General features: G+C 43.0%; 13 protein-coding genes and 2 tRNA genes. 9 read left to right on the top strand and 6 right to left on the bottom strand.

Features of this window, described 5'->3' with window-relative positions:
* Positions 1–82: 82 nt before the first annotated feature.
* Positions 83–460: an arsenate reductase gene (locus ACS8FA_RS18525; RefSeq protein ID WP_439265669.1), complete on the bottom strand. Its 378-nt coding sequence runs from the start codon at positions 458–460 to the stop codon at positions 83–85.
* A gap of 236 nt (positions 461–696) precedes the next feature.
* Between ACS8FA_RS18525 and leuS the strand changes: the two genes are divergently transcribed.
* From leuS to ACS8FA_RS18490, 7 genes are all read left to right on the top strand, one after another.
* On the top strand, positions 697–3,384 hold the full coding sequence (gene leuS, locus ACS8FA_RS18520; RefSeq protein WP_439265671.1) for a leucine--tRNA ligase: 2,688 nt from the start codon (positions 697–699) through the stop codon (positions 3,382–3,384).
* 66 nt (positions 3,385–3,450) lie between these two features.
* Positions 3,451–4,167 (top strand): LPS-assembly lipoprotein LptE, encoded by a 717-nt coding sequence (locus ACS8FA_RS18515; protein ID WP_439265673.1) that lies wholly within the window; start codon positions 3,451–3,453, stop codon positions 4,165–4,167.
* A gap of 159 nt (positions 4,168–4,326) precedes the next feature.
* Entirely contained in the window at positions 4,327–5,427 is a 1,101-nt protein-coding gene (gene holA, locus ACS8FA_RS18510; protein WP_439265675.1) for a DNA polymerase III subunit delta, read from the top strand.
* 281 nt (positions 5,428–5,708) lie between these two features.
* Positions 5,709–7,034: an efflux RND transporter periplasmic adaptor subunit gene (locus ACS8FA_RS18505; protein ID WP_160021558.1), complete on the top strand. Its 1,326-nt coding sequence runs from the start codon at positions 5,709–5,711 to the stop codon at positions 7,032–7,034.
* A gap of 270 nt (positions 7,035–7,304) precedes the next feature.
* Positions 7,305–9,254, top strand: a complete 1,950-nt coding sequence (locus ACS8FA_RS18500; RefSeq protein ID WP_227684577.1) for a MacB family efflux pump subunit — start codon at positions 7,305–7,307, stop codon at positions 9,252–9,254.
* Between the two features lie 194 nt (positions 9,255–9,448).
* Positions 9,449–9,524: transfer RNA gene (locus ACS8FA_RS18495), tRNA-Lys, on the top strand.
* Between the two features lie 159 nt (positions 9,525–9,683).
* Positions 9,684–9,759 (top strand) — tRNA-Lys (locus tag ACS8FA_RS18490).
* 87 nt (positions 9,760–9,846) lie between these two features.
* Here the strand turns inward: ACS8FA_RS18490 and ACS8FA_RS18485 are convergent.
* Together ACS8FA_RS18485 and ACS8FA_RS18480 are read right to left on the bottom strand one after the other, a co-directional pair.
* Positions 9,847–10,635, bottom strand: a complete 789-nt coding sequence (locus tag ACS8FA_RS18485) for an MBL fold metallo-hydrolase (protein ID WP_439267421.1) — start codon at positions 10,633–10,635, stop codon at positions 9,847–9,849.
* Positions 10,636–10,964: 329 nt separating this feature from the next.
* Positions 10,965–13,052 (bottom strand): catalase, encoded by a 2,088-nt coding sequence (locus tag ACS8FA_RS18480; protein WP_439267423.1) that lies wholly within the window; start codon positions 13,050–13,052, stop codon positions 10,965–10,967.
* A gap of 560 nt (positions 13,053–13,612) precedes the next feature.
* Here ACS8FA_RS18480 and ACS8FA_RS18475 point away from each other — a divergent pair.
* Positions 13,613–14,404: a dienelactone hydrolase family protein gene (locus ACS8FA_RS18475; protein ID WP_439267425.1), complete on the top strand. Its 792-nt coding sequence runs from the start codon at positions 13,613–13,615 to the stop codon at positions 14,402–14,404.
* A gap of 124 nt (positions 14,405–14,528) precedes the next feature.
* On the opposite strand, the gene ACS8FA_RS18470 is transcribed toward ACS8FA_RS18475, so the two are convergent.
* The 3 genes from ACS8FA_RS18470 to ACS8FA_RS18460 form a co-directional block, all read right to left on the bottom strand.
* Positions 14,529–15,218 (bottom strand): DUF938 domain-containing protein, encoded by a 690-nt coding sequence (locus ACS8FA_RS18470; RefSeq protein WP_439267427.1) that lies wholly within the window; start codon positions 15,216–15,218, stop codon positions 14,529–14,531.
* A gap of 100 nt (positions 15,219–15,318) precedes the next feature.
* Positions 15,319–15,783 (bottom strand): flavodoxin family protein, encoded by a 465-nt coding sequence (locus ACS8FA_RS18465; protein WP_439267429.1) that lies wholly within the window; start codon positions 15,781–15,783, stop codon positions 15,319–15,321.
* A gap of 1 nt (position 15,784) precedes the next feature.
* Entirely contained in the window at positions 15,785–16,198 is a 414-nt protein-coding gene (locus ACS8FA_RS18460) for an OsmC family protein (RefSeq protein WP_439267431.1), read from the bottom strand.
* A 121-nt stretch (positions 16,199–16,319) separates the two neighbouring features.
* On the opposite strand from ACS8FA_RS18460, the gene ACS8FA_RS18455 reads away from it, so the two are divergent.
* Positions 16,320–18,038, top strand: coding sequence for a hypothetical protein (locus ACS8FA_RS18455; RefSeq protein WP_439267432.1), 1,719 nt, complete (start codon positions 16,320–16,322; stop codon positions 18,036–18,038).
* Positions 18,039–18,291 lie beyond the last annotated feature (253 nt).

Raw genomic sequence — 18,291 nt, 5'->3', positions numbered from 1 at the left:
CCGAGTGAATACAAATGCTCGGGCTTTCTTATGTATTTTTATACTTAACAAATAAGCCTAGCTTAGTTTTTATAGCTCAATGTTACGAAAAAACTTTATCAAACTCCGCTTCATCGAAGCCGCATAGTAATACTGCTTGATCTTGATCTTTATCTGCCGACTGACCTTCTACAATCGGACGTTTAATCATACTGGTATTTTCCACGAGTAAACCTATCGCGGTGTCTACACTAGCATCAGCTGCCTGCTTTTGACTATCGTCTAGCTTGCGCCACGTCGTACCGCGCTTATTAAGCACTTTATCAACCCCTAACGCATTTACCCAGCGCTGTACTGCTTCTTTGTCGACACCTTGTTTTTTATAATCATGAAACTCATAGCTAACGCCCAGCTCGTCAAGCTTAGTGAACGCCTTTTTCATCGTGCTACAAGACTTGATACCGTAAATGGTGATGGTCATGATGACTCCTTATCATTACTCATAAATACTGGTGAACGTTTCTATTATACCGAAGGCTGACTGGATATAAAAAATACCTCACTTTTAATCGTCAAACCTGATGAGCAAATGCATCATATCGTCGCAATTTTTGCCAAATTACGCTATGCTATGGCATTGTCAAATTCCACCTATTTTGAACAGTATTAAACAAATCCGTCTTAAATAAATCAGTATCAACCAATTTCGAGCCGACTATGAGCAACGCCGTGACAGCAGACCAAACCGACAACCATCATTATAACCCGCAAGCGATCGAAGCTGCGCAGCAGACCAAATGGGCCACTGACAAGCGCTTTGAAGTCAGCAATGAGCCAAGCGACAAACCAAGCCGTTATATGCTGTCAATGTTCCCCTACCCAAGCGGCAAGCTGCATATGGGCCACGTACGTAACTATACGATTTCTGACGTCTTAAGCCGTTATTACCGCCTAAAAGGGTATGAGGTCATGCAGCCAATGGGCTGGGATGGTTTTGGCTTGCCAGCAGAAAACGCGGCAATTGCCAACCAAACCCCACCTGCGGCATGGACATTTGCCAATATCGACAATATGCGCGCGCAGCTAAAACTACTTGGCCTGTCTATTGATTGGTCACGCGAGTTTGCCACTTGTAGCCCTGAATACTATCAGTGGGAGCAGTGGCTATTCTTGCAGTTGTACAAAAAAGGCTTGGTCTACAAAAAGCTATCGACGGTCAACTGGGATCCCGTTGATAATACTGTCTTAGCAAACGAGCAAGTCATTGATGGTAAAGGCTGGCGTAGTGGTGCGGCAGTCGAAAAACGTGACATCCCCATGTATTACTTCAACATCACTGACTATGCCGATGAATTGCTCGACGATTTGGATCAACTAGAAGGTCACTGGCCCTCTGAAGTATTGACCATGCAGCGCAACTGGATTGGTCGTAGTGCCGGTATGGAAGTCCATTTTCCTTATGAGCTTGCTGGCGAAGAAAACACCTTAGATGTATTCACCACTCGTCCTGATACTTTGATGGGCGTGACTTATGTCGCGGTTGCCGCAGAGCACCCACTCGCCCAATACGCTGCTGAAAAAGACGACATGATTGCCCAGTTCTGTGCCCTTTGCAAAAAAGGCTCAGTGGCTGAGGCCGATCTTGCTAAAGCCGAGAAAATCGGTATGGATACAGGTCTAACTGTGACGCACCCTTTAACTGGCGAAGAAGTGCCTGTTTGGGTCGCCAACTATGTACTGATGAGCTACGGCTCAGGCGCAGTGATGGCTGTGCCTGCTCACGATGAGCGTGATTATGAATTTGCGGTTAAGTACGACCTACCAATCAAGCAAGTCATCAATACCCCTGATGGCTATTTTGATGAGCTAAAAGTAGATGCCAAAGCGAACGATAGTGAAGTGAATCTTGCTTATACTGAACGCAACACTTTGGTTAATTCAGGTGAGTTTGACGGTCTAGATTTCGAGCAAGCATTTGAAGCAATGCTGGCTAAGCTTGAGCCAAAAGAGCTGGCTAAGAAAAAGATCCAGTATCGTCTACGTGATTGGGGTGTATCTCGCCAGCGCTATTGGGGTTGCCCTATCCCAATGATCAACTGTGAGCATTGTGGTACGGTACCTGTTGAAGAGCAAGACTTACCAGTTGTGTTGCCAACCGACGTCGTACCTGATGGTCGCGGTAACCCACTTAAAAACATCCCAGAATTTGTCAATACCACTTGTCCTAAATGCGGCAACCCTGCTGAGCGTGAGACCGATACCTTCGATACTTTTGTAGAATCTAGCTGGTACTATGCACGTTTTGCTAGCCCAAATGATGCGCAAAACATGGTCAATAAATCTGCTGCCAATAAATGGTTGCCAGTCGATCAATACGTCGGCGGTGTCGAGCATGCGGTAATGCATCTATTGTATGCACGCTTCTTCCACAAGCTGATGCGTGACGAAAACTTAGTCACAGGCGACGAGCCATTTGCCAATCTAATGACCCAAGGCATGGTGCTTGCTGGTACGTTCTACCGCGTCAATGCAGATGGCAGTACGACCTATTACTTTGCAGAAGACATCGATATTGACTTCAACGAACGCGGTCAACCAATCAAAGCAATCTTAAAATCTGACGGCCAGCCAGTGACGATTGGTAAAATCGAAAAAATGTCAAAATCAAAGAACAATGGCGTAGATCCACAGCTAACCATTGATAAATATGGTGCTGATACGGTTCGTCTATATACGCTATTCACTGCGCCTGCGGATCAAACGCTTGAATGGTCAGATGACGCGCTAAAAGGCCCTTATAACTTTGTGAAAAAAGTATGGCGCATTGCAACCGACCATATGCAAGCGCTAACGGCCGTCAATATCAATATTGATACGCTTAATAGTGCTACCTTGAACACAGACGGGTTGAGCAAAGAAGCCAAAAACTTACGTCGTAAAACGCACGAAACGATTGCTAAGATTGACAGTGATTTGGGTGATCGTCTGGCATTGAACACGCCAGTATCAAGCCTGATGGAACTTGCTAATGAGCTGACTGGCTTTAACGCGAGTAATGAGCAAGAGCTGCACGTCAAACACGAAGCATTGACCAATCTGCTAATTATGCTATCTGTATACGCGCCGCACGTTGGCGAGCATCTGCTTGAGCAGTTGGGTCTTGATACCTTAACATTGGACTACCCAACCGTGGATGAAAGTGCGCTGGTACAGGACATGATCACCATGGTGGTACAGGTCAATGGTAAGATGCGTGGTAAGATGGATGTCGCACCAAACAGCGATCCTGAGCAGCTAAAAGAGCAAGCTCGTACTATGGAAAGTGTGGCAAAATTCATCACTGGCGAGATCAAAAAAGAAATCGTCGTTCCTAACAAACTGGTTAACATCGTGGTTGTAGGCTGAGGTATCTTGGGCTAAGTATTTTGGGCTTAGTGCTCTAAGCCTTCTTATCATATGAGGATAGCGTTTATGTCATACAAGCATCGAGCTGAGCAGGCGCAACCAGAATCGAGCGCACACAGCCTAGCTAACAAAAAGTCCCATGGCCAAAAGCTCGGAGCAGTCTTACTTGCTACGCTGCCAATGTTTGCGGTGGTAGGTGCAGCCGCTGCTCTTAGCGGCTGTGGCTTCCAGCTGCGTGGCTACGACTCAGCGATGCTGCTTGACGTCGAAAAAACAGCTGTTATTATCGAAGACAATCGCACCTCATTCCCGCTGAAACTACCATTGACGCGTCGCCTAAAGACATTAGGTGTCGATGTTATTGGTAATATGAGCTCAGAAGAAGTTGCTCGTAATAACCAACAAGCAGGGGCTGAGTCTATTGCCGCTATCGATATCCGTAATGTACGTTTTAAACGTTACGAATTGGTTGGGGTATTAACAGAGATTCGCTTGGTACTATCAGCAGATGTCAGCTATCAAACGATGGAAAATGGTAAGCCTGTGACACTAAGCAACCCCATTCAGGTCGAGCGAAGCTATCAGTACAACGAAGCATCTGTCAGTACTGACGATCAGCAAGGCGATCAGACTCGCGATTGGCTCTATGATACTTTAGCCCGCCGTATCACTGACCAGTACGTCGCAATCTCGCTTCCAAAGGTCGCACCTGCTACCAAGCAGTCTGTGCAGATGAATAAAGGTGTGACACCAACCGTTGTCGTCGTACCAAAACCAGAATAGTTAGTCGTTCTGATTATCAAACGATACCATTTATAGAAATATGAGTAGAAAACTAAGCGAGTGTAAGTACTACCTTGAGTAGACTGGGCTAGCTTGACACTGCTGAGCATATTTTTGGAACTGGCATTACCTGCTCATTAACCTGTGTAACACCACGCTATGCAAGATACTTTCATCAAAGCCTATCCAAAACTACTGCAGCCCTCGGTTGCGGTAGCTGGCTTGTGGCTGGCGCACGGTGACGAGCCACTACTGAGTCAATGGTTGATAGATGCGCTGCGTCCACATTGGCGCGCGCAGAACTATGCAATCAAACGTATAGAGCTGATTTCTGTCAAGAGTTGGCAAGAAGTACTGTCTGAGCTTGGCAGTCAGTCTTTATTTGATGACGCCAGTGCCTTAATCGTGACGGGCAACCATAAACCCGACAAAGCAGTTATCGCTGAATTGGAACGTTTCGCGGTCGAGGCGCAAGCGGGCACACACGGTCATAGTGTGTTGTGGCTCACACCTAAGCAGGACAAACGCAGCCAGAGCAGCAAATGGTTTGCTCCTTTTGCGCAATATGGCAATGTCATTGATTGCAATTTATACAATGAGCAGCAGCGCCAACAGCTATTACAAATACAAGCTCAGAAGTTTGGCTTACGACTGTCTCAAGAAGCGTGGCAGCTACTCATGTCACACACTGAGCATCATTTGCTAAGTGCTTATCAAACCCTATGGCGATTGTCTTATCTGTTTGCACCGCAGCTAGTGGCTAATAGCCGTACTAGTGAAGATAGTGCTACTGACAATAGCACCGAACAATCTAATAGCTTTTCACAACCTGTGAATAATGTGGCATTGGATATTGCAGACCTACAAGCAGCGTTGGTCAGCGATGCGCAGTTTAGTGTGTTTGATTTGTCTGATGCGATGCTTGCGGGCAATAGTACGCAGGTTGCCAAAATCATGTTTCAGCTAAAGTCGACCGATGAGCCCACTACTTTAGTGCTTTGGGCTATCAGCAAAGACATGCGTCAAATCATTCAACTTATGGACGGTCAAGACCCTCAAGCATTAGGCATTTGGCGTAGTAAACAAGGGTTATACCAACAAGCCTGCCGTCGTCAGTCAAAACAACAAACGATCGAATGGCCTGCTCTGCTTTACCGCTGTGACCAAGCTATTAAAGGTCTAATTCGTCAGCCAGCATGGGAGCTATTATTGCAAGCGGCACTAGAGCTCGCAGGTAAGCGTTTATTTGCTATGCGCTAAGACTGATCCGCTTGTCACCACCTTTTATTGTTTCTACTATTAACAAGTTATCCATCTCTTCTCTTACTGGTTTATACATTTAAACGCTGTAAATCTAGATTTTACTACCCTATCTTGTTCTCCTATAATCTCCGTTTTATTGATTTTTAGTAAGCATTTCTTTTCTGTACCTGTCTCTATTCTTGGCTACCTTAACCTTTCGTAAACTAATTTCCATTCCCTTTTGTAGGTGAAGCCTCTACTATATCTACACTTGATTTAATTGTGATTGGATTGTTGTCATGCGCAAAATAAGCAAAAAGTCTGCTATCAAATGGGGTGTCATCACCTTAATTATCGTAGCATTAGGGGCTTTGGCCTATACTTTTTTAAAACCAGAAGAAACCACACCCAACTACTTAACCGCAACCGTTGAAGTCGGTGATATTGAAAACAATGTCATGGCGTCCGGTAAAGTAAAAGCGTTAAACACCGTCGATGTAGGGGCACAGGTATCTGGTGAAGTAAAACGCCTGTACGTTGAAGTCGGTGACGAAGTCAAGCAAGGCGATTTGATTGCGCAGATTGATCAAGTGACTCAGAAGAACAGCCTGAGCAATGAACAAGCCAGTCTTGAGCAAAGCGAAGCCGCGCTACAAAGTGCGCAAGCAGAATCGTTGAGCAAACAAGCCAGTCTAAAAAGTGCCTATGCTGATCTTGCCAGCCGTCAGTCTGAGCTCAAACAAGCACAGTCTGACTTTGCGCGTTTGCAAGACTTAGTCGCTATCGATGCTATCTCACAACAAGAATATGACACGCAGGCGACCAGTGTCGAGACTGCAAAAGCAGCCGTTGCCAATGCACGTGCGGCTATCGACACAGCTAAAGCCGCGATTGCGACCACAGAAGCCAATATAAACAGTCAGCAAGCAGCGCTACGCAAATCACGAACCAACGTCAGTACTGCTGAAGAAGATCTAAGCTATACCACGATTCGTGCACCAATATCAGGTACAGTCGTTTCTATTACGACTGAGCAAGGTACTACGGTCAATGCTAACCAAACGGCGCCCACATTGGTGACGCTAGCGGATTTATCGACCGTGCGTATCAACGCGCAAATCTCCGAAGCTGACGTTATCAATGTCAGTGCTGGTATGCCTGCTTATTTCAATATTATCGGTAATCCAGACAAACAGTATGATGCGACATTAACCGCTATCGAACCTGCCCCAGAGCAGATCAGTAGCACCAGCTCGACAGACGCTGCTATCTATTACGTCGGCTACGTAGAAGTACCAAACCCTGACCGCTTGTTTCGAATCGATATGACGGCACAGATATATATCATCGTCAACGAAGCCAAAAATACTCTATTAGTACCATCAACAGTGATACAAGAAAAGCGAACTAAAGGTAAAGAAAAAGGCAAAGCAGCCACCGGCAAGTTTGTACGTGTATTAAAAGAGGACGGAACCGTAGAAGAGCGTACAGTAGAAGTCGGTATTGATAACCGAGTAAATGCGCAAATCTTAAGTGGTTTGAAAGAAGGGGAAGAAGTAATCATCAGTGAAGAGAGCGGTAAGAAATCAGATAGCGGCCGCGTACCTGGTGGACCTCAAATGTAACTTGTGCTTTGACTATGTTGAGTAAGAAAGGCTTGCTAAAAACATAGCAGCCCTTTCATAACAACACTATAACGCTTATTAGCCTTTATTAAAGACACTGCTATGACTATATCTCAATCTCCTAAACCGTCGAGTGAAGATAGCTCTGAAAGTAGCACGGCTCAAAACTTAGGGTCACACACTACTGCTAACCCTTCAAACAGCTCAGATAACTTAAGTAATCCGGCAAAAACCAATACCGCTAACCATCCTGCATCAGGCAAGCCCATTATGGAGCTGTCTGGCATTATCAGAGAGTTCCCTGCTGGTGAGCAAACCATTCGCGTCTTGCATGATATCAATCTGACGATTCACCAAGGTGAGATGGTTGCCATCATTGGACAATCAGGCTCTGGTAAGTCCACCTTGATGAATATCTTAGGTTGTCTAGATCAAGCCACTGCTGGTGATTATAAGATTTATGGTCAATCCGCCCGTAAGCTTGATGCCGATCAGCTAGCAGAACTGCGCCGTGAGCACTTTGGTTTTATTTTTCAGCGCTATCATTTGCTTGGTGATATCAGTGCCAAAGACAACGTCGCCGTCCCTGCCGTGTATGCGGGCATGGATACCGAGGCACGCACCAATCGTGCTGAGAAGCTACTAACTGACCTCGGCCTTGGCAATAAGGTCAACAATCGTCCCAATCAGCTCTCAGGTGGACAGCAGCAGCGTGTTTCTGTCGCTCGTGCACTGATGAATGGTGGCGATGTTATCTTAGCAGATGAGCCAACTGGTGCCCTAGACAGTAAGTCTGGCGAAGATGTCATGGCGATTTTGCATGACCTCAGCGCACAAGGTCATACCATTATCATGGTCACTCATGATCCAAAACTAGCAGCACAAGCGGAGCGTGTGATTGAGCTCAAAGATGGCCATGTCATCGCTGACTATCAAACTGAGCATTATAAGCACACAGACAAAAAACCAGAATCTATCCTTGGCGAGCATCGAAAAAGTGCCTTTGGTAGTTTTATTGATCGACTGCTTGAAGCGTTTAAAATGTCTTTGCTTGCCATGCGCGCGCATAAGATGCGTACTCTACTAACTATGCTCGGCATTATTATCGGTATTGCCGCAGTCGTATCTATCGTAGGCCTTGGACAAGGCTCTCAGCAGCAAATCCTTGCCAATATCAGCTCGTTAGGTACCAATACCATTACCGTCAATGATGGCTACCCTAGAGGCGATCCTAGACGCCGCTATAATGATGACAATTTGACACCAGAAGATGCAGAGGCGGTCGGCAATCAGCCCTATATTATCAGTGTCAGCCCTCAGGTAAATGCCAGCTCTAGTGTCCGCTATCGTAATATACAAGAGGATGCTACCGTCAATGGCGTTGGTGAAGACTATCTAAACGTCACTGGTGAGACATTAACATTGGGCCAAGGGTTTGATGCAAAAAGCATTACATTACGTAGTCAAGATATCATCATCGATGACAACGCTAAACAGACCTTTTTCTCAGATATTGATAATCCTGTTGGTGAGGTGATACTGGTTGGTAGTGTACCTGGACGCGTAATTGGCGTCCTCGAAGAGAGCGATGGTGGCTTTGGCCCCAGTGTGACGACGCCTACCATCTATATGCCTTATACAACGGTGATGTCGCGTGTCACTGGTAGTACCAATATCGACCGCTTTGTGGCGTTGTTAGATGACAGTATCTCTTCTAGTGCCGCAGAGACGGCCATCTCTGATTTAATAGAGAGTCGCCATGGTAAAGATGACTTTGAGCTGCGTAATTCAGACTCTATTCGTCAAACAATCGAGTCGACGACAGGAACGATGACTCTACTTATTTCATCAGTCGCTGTTATTTCATTGATCGTCGGCGGTATTGGGGTGATGAATATTATGCTAGTCTCTGTCACCGAGCGCACCAACGAGATTGGCGTACGTATGGCAGTAGGCGCACGTCAGAGCGATATCATGCAGCAGTTCCTTATTGAGGCCGTTCTGGTCTGTATTTTAGGAGGGCTGATTGGTATTGGACTGGCCTTTGCCATTGGTGAATTAATTAATAGTGTGGGCGGTGATAATTTCAAAGTTATCTATTCATCAACCTCTATTATTGCTGCTTTTGTTTGTTCGACGTTAATTGGCGTAGTATTTGGATTCTTGCCAGCACGTAATGCCGCCAAATTAGATCCTGTTGAAGCACTTTCTCGAGACTAATAATCGATTATTGACTCGCTTTAGCCAAAAATAGAGCAGTCAATATCGATATAATGGCAAAAATTTAAAGAAACTGGAATAAATTGGCGATTTTATAAGAGAATTACACTTTTTTTATCATGTGGGGTTGTAATTGTCATAATAATATATATAATGTGCTCTCACGTTTAGGGATACAAACACTTTAAACGTTAGGGCTGTTAGCTCAGTTGGTAGAGCAGTTGACTTTTAATCAATTGGTCCCGCGTTCGAGTCGCGGACAGCCCACCATATTTAGTTTAATCTTTATTAATCGTTCTGCCCTATCCGGTAGTAGACTGATAAAGATAAGTTTAAAAGACATCGTTAAGATGTTTAGTTTTAGAAAGTTCTTTAGTTAGAATTTTCTCTTGTAGAGTTAAAAAGCATCGCTTTTTTATATACTCTTCAGGGCTGTTAGCTCAGTTGGTAGAGCAGTTGACTTTTAATCAATTGGTCCCGCGTTCGAGTCGCGGACAGCCCACCATATTTAGAAAGCCCAGTTACTATCTTAGTAATTGGGCTTTTTTTCGTCTGGGCGTTTTAAATGTTGTTTCTTAGCTTTTATATACCTCTATTTATTATGCTTACGTTTAAACAGTCGAAAGTTATCTCTCTTGCGCCATAGTAGTTTGTGTCTGATCGTATCTTTGATGGTACGTGGGTGCTTAGGTGCATGAGCAATAAACTCATCGAACTCTGCCTCACTCATCGCTAGCTCTCGACCATGTGCCATCATCACCATTGACGGTTGCAATGCCCTGATTTTTTTTAGCGATTGAACATAGTCTTTAGGGTAGTAGACAGGAAATGGTGCTACGAACTTGTGTCGCAACTTAATGATTAAATCAGCGGTGTATACTTCGCGACTGGGCAGATGAAACAAAGACAAATCGCGATCCGTGTGACCTGGGGTCTCTAATACTTGCCATTCATCAAAATGTGGCACAAGCTCGCCATCTGTGACAGTGATATCTGGTTTCAGACTTGCCGAGTAATATAGGTTTTTAAATGGTTTACCTTGACGTCTGGCCACATAATATCCTAGATGTATATCTACGAAGTGCATCGTGTACCCGCCAATACCGCTATACCATTGCTTTTTTTTATCTGCTGAGACAATTAGACAGCCAGTCTTTTCTCGAAACTTATTCGCACCACCTGCATGATCCGGATGCATATGCGTGACCACTACTACTTTTAGGTCGGTGATAGGTCGTTTTAACGTTGTCTTAATATAGTTAAGCACCATCGGCACATCAGCACGGCAGCAGCCATCTAACAGCATTATTTTATCTGGATATACTGCCAGATAGCTACTCTGGATATATCCTTCTAAACGTACAATTTCACATAGACTCATTGGTGTTCCCTACCTCATTCGTCGTTATTATTGTGAGGCTTTTGTTCAGTTTTATAGCCAATCTTTAGTATAGCGCCCGTCACCATAAATAAAATGACTTTGAGTGAACGCTTGTGACTATATACAAGAGTAAGGCGACATAAAGAGACGATGCGGCTAACAATTAACTATGGACAACTTACTACTCATAACCGCCTATATAATTCTATCCATGATAACTCTCACCTTATTAGTAAAAAGCAAAAAACCCAGCGCTTAGGCTGGGTTTAAGGAAACACTTAGTATCTTATTTAGTATTTTGGATAATTCGTAAATTACCTACTTATAAACTATGCAAGATCACGAACCTTTGGCTCACGTTCCCATAGGCGAGACTTAGCATTGCTGATAAAGGCATCTAGCTCAGCCAATGGCGTTACAAATTCATCTTTTTCAACTGGGAGTTTACTTAGGATAAATTCATCAGTCGCGCCGCAATAGGCGATGGCTTTGCAATGGTTGAACGCATCGTTGAACCAATCTAGTGCTGAGCTGTCTTTTGCCAGCTTTTTAGCTTGGTCAGGCATGATGATACTAACGACAGCATCAAACATCACTGACGGACCACCAGCGAGGCGCTCATCAGCTTGTATACGGGTACCATCATCCAATACGACTTCTTTGTTAGGCGCTACGATTTTGACACTAGCACCCTGCGCTTTGGCAGCATCTTCGAACTTTTTGACTTCACTACTATTAGAGCCTTCTGCAACCAAGATACCGATCATACGACCTTTTAGACTATCAGGCGTTAGACCGATAGTTTGTACCGCTTTAGAAGTTCCTAAGTCTTGGACAGGTGCAGCTGCATCAGCTGGCTCTGGTAGCTCCATACCCAATGCCGTTGCTACGCGATTGGCCAAGTCTTCATCGATATGAATCAAATGGCTAAGCATACGCGTACGTACATGGGCTGTGTCTACTTTACCTAGCTCAAACGCATAAGCGGTGGCGATATGTGCTTGCTCAGTTGCTGTCTGACTACGATAGAACATACGTGGCTGACTATAATGATCGGCAAAGCTCTCGTCACGTACGCGGCCTTTTACGCCATCATCTAGTTGCTCATGGAATGAGTTGAAACCACGTTTAGCGCTTTCACGAGGACGAGTTGGATCTAGACTTTGGGGCTCATAGAGTACACGCGTCTTAGGCACTTGCATCTGCATATGACCATCTTGCTGATTGTTAGCAAACGGACATTTTGGCGCATTGATAGGAATCTGGGCAAAGTTTGGCGACCCTAGACGTGATAGCTGTGTGTCTAGATAACTGAACAAACGACCTTGCAATAGTGGGTCATTACTAAAATCAACACCCGGTGGCAGATGTGATGGGCAGAATGCTACCTGCTCAGTTTCTGCAAAGAAATTATCTGGATAGCGGTTCAATACCATTTTACCCACGACTTTTACTGGTACCAATTCTTCTGGAATCAGTTTGGTCGCATCGAGATGGTCAAACGGAAACTCATTGGCTTCTTCTTCAGTAAATAACTGTACGCCAAACTCCCACTCAGGATAGTCACCGTTGTTGATTGACTCAAACAAGTCGCGGCGATGATAGTCAGGATCCGCACCTGAGATTTTCACTGCCTCATCCCATGTGGTTGACTGTACGCCTAGTACTGGCTTCCAATGAAAACGTACAAAAGTGCTCTTCCCTTCTTTGTTGATTAAGCGATAGCTATGAATACCAAAACCTTCCATCATACGTAGGCTACGTGGCAGACCGCGATCACTCATCAGCCAAATTAGATTGTGCATGGTTTCAGGACTTAACGAGACAAAATCCCAAAACGTATCATGAGCAGATGCCGCTTGCGGGAAACCGCGATCTGGTTCTGGTTTTACGGCGTGAATCAAATCTGGAAACTTCATCGCGTCTTGGATAAAGAAGATTGGCATATTGTTACCAACGATGTCCCAGTTACCTTCTTCTGTATACATTTTCACTGCAAAACCGCGCACATCACGTGGCGTATCTTTTGAACCTTTGTTACCTGCTACTGTTGAGAAACGCGTAAATAGTGGCGTTTGCCTACCTGTTTCGGTCAATACTTTGGCAGTCGTATATTCCTCTAGTGATTCTGTCAGCTCAAAATAACCGTGTGCGGCACTACCACGAGCATGGACGATACGCTCAGGGATACGCTCATGGTCAAAATGATTGATTTTTTCACGTAATACAAAATCCTCTAATAGCGTCGGCCCACGTGAGCCTGCTTTTAGAGAGTTTTGATTATCAGCGATAGCCACACCTTGCTGCGTGGTCAACACTTTTGTATCATCGCCTGCGCGCTGATGGGTTTCGCCACCATTACCACGTTCAGTATTCATGTCTTTGGCGGGGTCAGTATGATCGATATTATTATTCATAAAAAGTCCTAGCTAATAGATTGAGAGTGCTCTTTTAAATCATTAAAAGAGTGCCTACACAGGTTTGATATCCTTTGAGATAGTGGTGACTTCATCTGTCATTTATTTGTCTGTGTTTTCAGCATTGCCGATCGTTAAATTGATACCGCACTAAAATTCGTAAAGGAATAATAGGCTTAGGACTTATACTACCCAAAAAATAGGTCAAATATAGTTGCGTATATAGTAAACCTTGTTGATGTTTGGTTAAGGTCTATAGACGCTATAAACCAGCTGCTTTAGTTGGTCTTAAAGGCGCATAAACGTTAACAACAGAATCTTGTAATGTAGTTATTCTTTAAGGTATGCTTTTTATGCAGTACTAGAGACTATTGATAAATAAATTGGCAGGGTTTTAGCCTTATATTTATCTTTTTTATATTGTTGGATTCAGATAATTTCGATACAAGAAAACCGAGCGCAAGCTATACATTAGTATGGTTAGCGAGGATGACGATGTAGCGGATTTATAGGGATTTGATGATGCGACTATTTTTTATATAACTATAAGGCTACCTACCATGTTACCAACTCTAGGCTCCCCGACTAAAAAACCTTATCACTCATTGCTAGTAGGCGCGTCAATGGGTCTAATAGCATTAACGTTCAGTCAAACGGCTGCTGCTATCACGACCAAAAACGTGACCTATACGGTCGATGATAAAGCGTACGAAGGCTATTACGCCAAGGCGGACAAAGCTAATGCACCTTTTATCTTATTGATTCATGATTGGGATGGTCTAACTGACTATGAGCGCAAACGTGCTGATATGTTAGCGGCTGAAGGCTACAACGTATTGGCGGCCGATATGTTTGGACAAGGCATTCGCCCTACTTCTATCGAAGAAAACAAACGCCTAACTGGGGAGCTATATGATGACCGTAATAAAATGCGTCGCATATTGGCAGGGGCATTGACGGCAGGACAACTACAAGGCAATGATGTGCGTAAAGGCACGACCATGGGTTATTGTTTCGGCGGTACGGTCGCGTTAGAGCTAGCAAGATCAGGTTTTGAGCAAAAAGCCTTTGTACCCTTCCACGGTGCCTTTGATATTCCAACCGGTCAAAGCTATGACAAAACTACGGGAGAAATCCTAGTATTTCACGGTTCTGCTGACCAATCTGTCTCGCTAGAGAGCTTTGCGACTTTGGGCAAGACCTTAGAAGCAGCCAAAGTACCTCATGAGATGGTTACCTACAGCGGTGCGCCACATGCCTTTAGCGTATTTGGCAGCGATAGATATGACGCCCGCGCCGATGAGCGCTCTTGGAAACGCTACTTATACTTTTTAGCAGAAGAATATAAATAATCCAGCAGCACAAGTTGCATAAGTAATAATATAAGCAAACCCAAACAAAAAGACACCTCAACAAGATCTGATAACGATCCATTAAGGTGTCTTTTTATTTAGTTTTTGCTGACGCTTTAAAAAATTAGCGCTTCTGAAATACCAATAGCTGATTATTAGCAGGCATCGCATAAGTAGTGACAAGTTGCAAATGATGTTCACTGGCTAAACTGACAACCTCTTCTTTATGACGAATGCCACTATCAGGATTACCTGCTCTCAACATCGCATCAAATCGCTGATTGCCCTCACTGGTATATTTACCATCTTCGTTAAATGGGCCATAGATAATCAGCTTACCGTCCACAGGTAACGCATCACCAGCCAATGTAAACAACCGCTCTACCAAAGCCCAGCTAATAATATGCAAGGTATTGGCCGTAAATATCACATCGTAAGGTTTGTCTACATGACTGCTATTTAAATGACCACTATCTAAATGACTACTAACAGGTACTGAGTCATGCGCTAAATCAAACGCTAATGGCGAATATAGATTGGGTGCAGGATACGCATTGTGCCAAGCGATTATATGGCGATGATTACCAGTCACATCGCTAGTTTGCCATTGTATCTTAGGCAGGTTAGGCGTAAAATAAACACTATGCTGACCCGTCCCAGAGCCAACTTCTAGCACATGACTAAAGCCTTGTAGCTCTGTTTGAAGTAACTCTAAAATAAGCTGTTTATTATTCTCACACGCTTGAGAAAACGGCAATGCAGAAATATCTACTTTACTATTTGGATTATCGCTATCCAGATTATCGTCATGCATCACCATCCTCCCAAACCGTCTATTGTGCTCTCAGTATTGATAGCAGTAGATTAACAAGCACTGTCTAATACTACCTTAGTGGTCACCAAACAACTCACAACTAATAAATACCCGCCTCTACTCCAGCAGCAAGCGTCATAGCAAGCTCTTCTAGTTGCTCAGCAAAGCTATCTTGCCAATCACCTTGTAGTATCAGCGCCTCTTGAATCCATGACCAACGTAGCCCCGTTGTAATGGTTTTGAGCGCAAGCTTGGTACCTGTACCATCATGCCCAGCGCGTATATATACCGCAAACGGCATGCCTTGCTTCTCTTCTAATACAGGATAGTAGCAACGATCAAAAAAGTCCTTGGTCAGCCCTGCCATATACGCTAGATTTTCGGTCGTACCTAACAGCAACGCATCAGCAGCCAATACATCCTCAGGCTGCGTATCCTGCGGTGATTTCAAAATGACAGTGATATCTATATCAGGATGATTCGCACCGTCATAAGCTGCCTTCGCCAATTTCTGAGTATTAGGCGATGGCGCATGAGCGACGATGAGTAAAGTCTTAGTAGACATATTAGGCTTCTGTGCCATTGTTAAACACTAAGTTTTGTGTGATAGCAGGATCCAAGCTATTGCCTACTGGGCAGGTCAACGCGGTTTTATAAAATCGCTTTAAGGTACTCTCGTCCAATGCCTTAGCGAAATTGACTACAACGTGTATTTCACTCACACGTCTTGGTTTCGCCGCCATGACTTTGGTAACCTCTGCGGTCGTACCTGAGATATCAATATCCATCGCTTCGGCTTTGATACCAATAATCGTTAAGATGCAACTGCCCAAACTGGTCGCTAGCAAATCAGTAGGAGAAAACGCTTCGCCCTTACCATGATTGTCTGTCGGCGCATCAGTGATGATTTGATTATTCGACTGTAAGTGAATGGCTTGGGTGCGTAAATTGCCTTGATAGGTTACTTTTGAGGTGGTCATAATTTTGCCTTAGTTTATTAAACTAGCTGCCTGAGCAATAAAGATGCTGTGATAGTTATTTGATAGATGCTAAGATAGCGAGCATTTGTGCAAACATTAGTTCTGTAAAGGAAATTGTAATATGTATGTGTATGAGCTCTCAGAATACCAAGTTTATCAATTAAAATCGATAGACCCAGCATTAGGTGGTAACTGGAAAACCATTCTTATCAGTATTTTGCCGCAGCTCGATATACCCAGTCGTAAAAGTGTGTACGAAAAAATATTATCAAAAAGGAATATTAGCCCAAATTTTACTTATATTATTCCAGATGATTTGAGAAGTTTGTTATCTAAAACAGCAATTCGTCATCGAGAGCTAAAAGCAATTGCTATACAGATGTTGAAATTTATTGAGTCCAAGCCGGATTCATATGATGCTATTGAACTTGCTGATAAAGTAGAGGCGATGATCGATTATCTTAACCGTATTGATATAGGTGATCATATTTTAGACCAAAAAAGTCGTGAAAGTATAAAAAAAGCATTTTTGTACGATTTAGCATTTTGGATCGATAATGTAAATCTTATAGTACAACCTGGTATAAGGCACTTAAATACTGATATCGTAAAAACATACTTTAAAGAAGTATTTATTAAGCAAAAGATTCAGGGGCGAGACTTTCGCGCATGGGATTCTACTGATATAGACTTTCAGGAACAAGACAAATTACCCGATATTATAAAAAGAGAGGCAAAGCGTAAAAAGTTCTTTGTCATTGAAAGTGAGCGTTACTGGTTTTTAATAGGTATTGCCGACAAATCAAGACAAAATCCTTATTCTATTAAACGTTTTTTGTATGAAGATGGCGGTAGTAATGATTTATTTGTATATCTGACACACGTTGTCATTAGAAAAGAGCTTATAGATGAAGAACGTTATATACGACACGTTAAATACTGTACAAGTCGAATATATACTTTGGATGCTGGTGTATCAGACACAATCATCAAATTTATAGCAGAAGCACAACATCTCTGTAAGACACAAATTATACCTCTACTCAAAAAAGAATTGAAAAAAGACGGCGAAGAGACAGAATATCATATCAGTAAGCGTATGAATGACTATGAGCACCAAATCATAATTTCGATTTTGAATAAATTACCTAATATAATTAATAATGCAGTCACTGATAGTGATGATCGATACTATTTATTTTATTATTTGACTAAAATTTTTAATAAACTTATAGATAATCTCCAAAACTTTCAATTACGACCTATCGCTACATATTCTTCTAATGTAGAAATTATGATTGCCAGGCTAATTAGCTTCAAATATTTTCTAGATACGATTTATGATTCATTAGAGGATAAAAAATTTGAGATTAAAAATTTCACTAATGCTTCTAAAGAAATAATTGCAATTGTTAAGGAAGCTTTCGATAGTACTGAACAGAACCTGATAAAGTTGAATCAATTAGAAGAAAAATTAAAATTTTATCTTGAAACTAAGGAAAATGGTAGTATTTGGCAAAAAATAAAGGTCGGTTTCCCACCAAATTATACTTTAGAAGATGTGGAACATTCAAAAAATGAAGCGAAAAATGAGTTTTTTCTGTCCATAATAAATTTAGCTAAAAAACATAATGATAATATTGTTTACGTAGAATTTGACTGCAATGAAATCTTAAATGAATACTATCGTCACTATGCCATTGCTAATGAAAAAATGGCAATAGCACGACTACCGAAAGTACTACGATTACCTGAAGATAAGAAAACATTTAATATTCAAAAGACTAATGAAGCAATTCATCACAACGTATTTATATTCGACAAGAAACATGTATCGTGATCTGTTGTTTTATATATTTTCTAGACAAATTTTTCGTATAAGAGTCTTATTTGACTATCATAGGGAAAGTTCATGAACTCAATTACTAGTAGCTTTTCAGCACCAATCTACAGACGAAGAAAAGCCCTCATCGCGTGAGCATTGGGGGCTTTATATAGAATAGAGAGCTGACGAACGAGAAAAGCGCCATTAAGGCAACGCAAGAGCTATCTACCGGCATAGCCTTCCGTCTTGCGCTACGGACGACTGTCTC

The sequence above is a fragment of the Psychrobacter sp. 1Y1 genome, from assembly GCF_051847395.2.
Classification (GTDB): domain Bacteria; phylum Pseudomonadota; class Gammaproteobacteria; order Pseudomonadales; family Moraxellaceae; genus Psychrobacter.
This window is presented reverse-complemented; position numbering and strand designations above follow the sequence as displayed.

Excerpts from the sequence above, each read along its gene's own strand:
- ACS8FA_RS18525 (WP_439265669.1), bottom strand. The coding sequence starts at position 460 with ATGACCATCACCATTTACGGTATCAAGTCTTGTAGCACGATGAAAAAG.
- leuS (WP_439265671.1), top strand. The coding sequence starts at position 697 with ATGAGCAACGCCGTGACAGCAGACCAAACCGACAACCATCATTATAAC.
- ACS8FA_RS18515 (WP_439265673.1), top strand. The coding sequence starts at position 3,451 with ATGTCATACAAGCATCGAGCTGAGCAGGCGCAACCAGAATCGAGCGCA.
- holA (WP_439265675.1), top strand. The coding sequence starts at position 4,327 with ATGCAAGATACTTTCATCAAAGCCTATCCAAAACTACTGCAGCCCTCG.
- ACS8FA_RS18505 (WP_160021558.1), top strand. The coding sequence starts at position 5,709 with ATGCGCAAAATAAGCAAAAAGTCTGCTATCAAATGGGGTGTCATCACC.
- ACS8FA_RS18500 (WP_227684577.1), top strand. The coding sequence starts at position 7,305 with ATGGAGCTGTCTGGCATTATCAGAGAGTTCCCTGCTGGTGAGCAAACC.
- ACS8FA_RS18485 (WP_439267421.1), bottom strand. The coding sequence starts at position 10,635 with ATGAGTCTATGTGAAATTGTACGTTTAGAAGGATATATCCAGAGTAGC.
- ACS8FA_RS18480 (WP_439267423.1), bottom strand. The coding sequence starts at position 13,052 with ATGAATAATAATATCGATCATACTGACCCCGCCAAAGACATGAATACT.
- ACS8FA_RS18475 (WP_439267425.1), top strand. The coding sequence starts at position 13,613 with ATGTTACCAACTCTAGGCTCCCCGACTAAAAAACCTTATCACTCATTG.
- ACS8FA_RS18470 (WP_439267427.1), bottom strand. The coding sequence starts at position 15,218 with ATGCATGACGATAATCTGGATAGCGATAATCCAAATAGTAAAGTAGAT.
- ACS8FA_RS18465 (WP_439267429.1), bottom strand. The coding sequence starts at position 15,783 with ATGTCTACTAAGACTTTACTCATCGTCGCTCATGCGCCATCGCCTAAT.
- ACS8FA_RS18460 (WP_439267431.1), bottom strand. The coding sequence starts at position 16,198 with ATGACCACCTCAAAAGTAACCTATCAAGGCAATTTACGCACCCAAGCC.
- ACS8FA_RS18455 (WP_439267432.1), top strand. The coding sequence starts at position 16,320 with ATGTATGTGTATGAGCTCTCAGAATACCAAGTTTATCAATTAAAATCG.